General features: G+C 58.8%; 4 protein-coding genes. All 4 read right to left on the bottom strand.

What is annotated here, in order from left to right; genetic code table 11:
* Positions 1–85: 85 nt before the first annotated feature.
* The 4 genes from B7G66_RS15235 to B7G66_RS15220 all read right to left on the bottom strand — a co-directional run bounded on the left by B7G66_RS15235 (position 86) and on the right by B7G66_RS15220 (position 2,231).
* The gene (locus B7G66_RS15235; RefSeq protein WP_003621713.1) at positions 86–340 is read right to left on the bottom strand and encodes a hypothetical protein; all 255 of its coding nucleotides are present in this window, start codon (positions 338–340) and stop codon (positions 86–88) included.
* A gap of 250 nt (positions 341–590) precedes the next feature.
* Positions 591–962, bottom strand: a complete 372-nt coding sequence (locus B7G66_RS15230) for a hypothetical protein (protein ID WP_040512794.1) — start codon at positions 960–962, stop codon at positions 591–593.
* A gap of 121 nt (positions 963–1,083) precedes the next feature.
* Positions 1,084–1,803, bottom strand: coding sequence for a surface-adhesin E family protein (locus B7G66_RS18815; protein WP_231106301.1), 720 nt, complete (start codon positions 1,801–1,803; stop codon positions 1,084–1,086).
* Positions 1,804–1,856: 53 nt separating this feature from the next.
* Positions 1,857–2,231 carry a hypothetical protein gene (locus B7G66_RS15220; RefSeq protein ID WP_003621706.1) on the bottom strand — a complete coding sequence of 125 codons (375 nt, stop codon included), beginning with the start codon at positions 2,229–2,231 and terminating at the stop codon, positions 1,857–1,859.
* Positions 2,232–2,291: the final 60 nt, after the last annotated feature.

The raw sequence follows: 2,291 nt of genomic DNA, 5'->3' as shown, positions 1-2,291 counted from the left end.
GTCTTCTGAAGCTTTTTAGAAAAAGCTTCACCAGAAACCTTTATGATTTCGGAATGTTATCGGGCCTGACTTTTCAGACATGCCCTTAATGCAGGCCGCTGGCGCGTGGGGTGGTATCCAGCCACCCGCGCAGGATACGCCGCACGCGCACCCATGCGATGGCGCGGCGGAAATCACCTGTACTCAGGAAATAGCCCGCCCGCGTGGTGGCCACCTGCACGGCCTGCGGGCCAAGCGTCTTCAGCATATCGGATGCAAACTGCACGGGATCATCAAACAGGGCCGCATCTGGTGCCGGCTTTGGCTGTTCACGGCCTTTGGCACGTTCGATCATCAGCATCAATCCGATTCCGCCCCTGGCCGTCCATGACCAGCACCCGGCAAAGGACCCCCCGCAAGAAAACCGCCCCCGCCATGAGGACGCGGCATTGCATCCATTATGCAGCGCCAAGTGTATGTTACGGGTGGTTTCTTACGTTGATCTGTATCAAACCTGAATTTAAAAAACAACAACCCAGGGTTTAGAATATACCCCACTGAATTCGTTGAAAATGTTCAGGTAACAGGTCCAACGCATATCGAAATAATACTTATTTCTTACTTGTTAATGACATAACGAAAAAGACCACACCAATGGCCAGCAACCCGAACAGCACAGCCAGCGGTTGCAGATACAACAAAAGCAGCACCACAAACAGCACGAACAATGATGCATATTTAAGTCGGCTGTCCTCGCCAGAGAACAGGTCATTCACCCCCATGCGGATCATCGCCAGCGCCTGTCGCGCCTGAGTTGCGGTGGGGTCCGCCATTATGACCTGAAATCCCGACGCCTCCAGCCGCTCCAGCACCGCGCGCGCCTGTACGCGGCGGGCGGCGTCATTGGTGGGCACGACCGTCGGCGCAGCACCCGGCGGCGGGGCAAGCGCATCAGACAGGGCGGCGACGATTCTGCTATCCATGGTGTTTTCCCCACTTTCACGGCGCACGATCGCCGCATTTTCACATCGTTTTCCACATTACTGACGGATTTATCCACACGGTTACCCGTATGCCTATCCCCGAAACTGTGGGTAAACCGGATCAGCGACCACACGCAATGCGTCGCCCGTCCTCCAACGACGGATCGACCGTCATTTCCCCACGCGGCACCGGCCCATCCGCCAGCTTCCGCCCCTTGCCCATATGTCCCGACCACGTGGCATAGGACAGGGTGCGATACGTATTGGCGGCACAGTTATACATGACCGAAAACCGGACGGACGCGAACGGCAGGCCATGGCTGACCATTTCGTCATCGAAATCCTGCATGAACGTGGCAGAGGCATGATTGCCATGTACCCGGATGGAGGAACGGTCGATATATTCCGTCACCTTGTTCTGGTATGGCGGCAGTTTCTGCAACACCGGCGCGGGGTCCGTGCCGGGGACATGGGACGCGGATGCAGGCGACGTGGTCACGGGGGGCGCGGTCACGGGGGCCGCAGCACCGGTCGTGGCGGCGGCAGAGACAACAACCGGGGGCACGGCAGCAGGGGAGACACGCGCAGGGATGGCGATCACTGGAGTGGCGCTCACTGGGGACACAATCGCCGGGGCGGCCCATGCGGCGGGCGCACCGGCGGCCGATATCATGATGGCCGACATCGCGGGGGCCATCATCATTGTGGCCCACATCACTTTTGACGCCATGGCGAATGCCACACGATCCTTCATACGCTCCTGTCTCCCTGCATGCGGTGCCAGACCGCCATGCCCGGTTGCCACCATGCCCGATTTATGCAGCCGCGTTGTATATCCCATACCGTAACCGCTTCGCATAGGGGCGATGCCGCAATGCAGCATGATGCGCGCCCTTATGCCCCCGCGATCTGGCGAAAGCGCGCCCATGACATCTTGTCGCGAAAGATAAACAGGACGTAATAATCCTTGTGCCGTGTGCGGGTCATGGTGGCGTTGGCGTAAAATGGGAACACGTCGCACGGCCCGTCATACCCTGCGGGCACCGGGTCGGACCGCAACTGGCTGCGGACGCGAAACAGGGGGGAATATTCGTGGCTTGGCCCCGTGTTGCGACGGACATGGTACAGGTTCTTGCGAAAGCGGCGCAGACGGTCGGGCAGGACAAAGATCATGTTGCGTTCGATGAAACCGTCCACCGGGTCATGGTTGCGCAGATACTGCATGTCCGGCGTCATGTCGCAAAAGAAGTTATAGCCCCGAATAATCATCCCAACCCAAACCCGTCCTGCACGTGACCTGCACGTGACCTGCACGTGACCTGCACGTGA

It is taken from the genome of Novacetimonas hansenii JCM 7643 (genome assembly GCF_000964405.1).
Taxonomy (GTDB): Bacteria; Pseudomonadota; Alphaproteobacteria; order Acetobacterales; family Acetobacteraceae; genus Novacetimonas; species Novacetimonas hansenii.
Note: the sequence above shows the minus strand (reverse complement) of the source record. Positions and strands in the feature narration are given on the sequence as shown.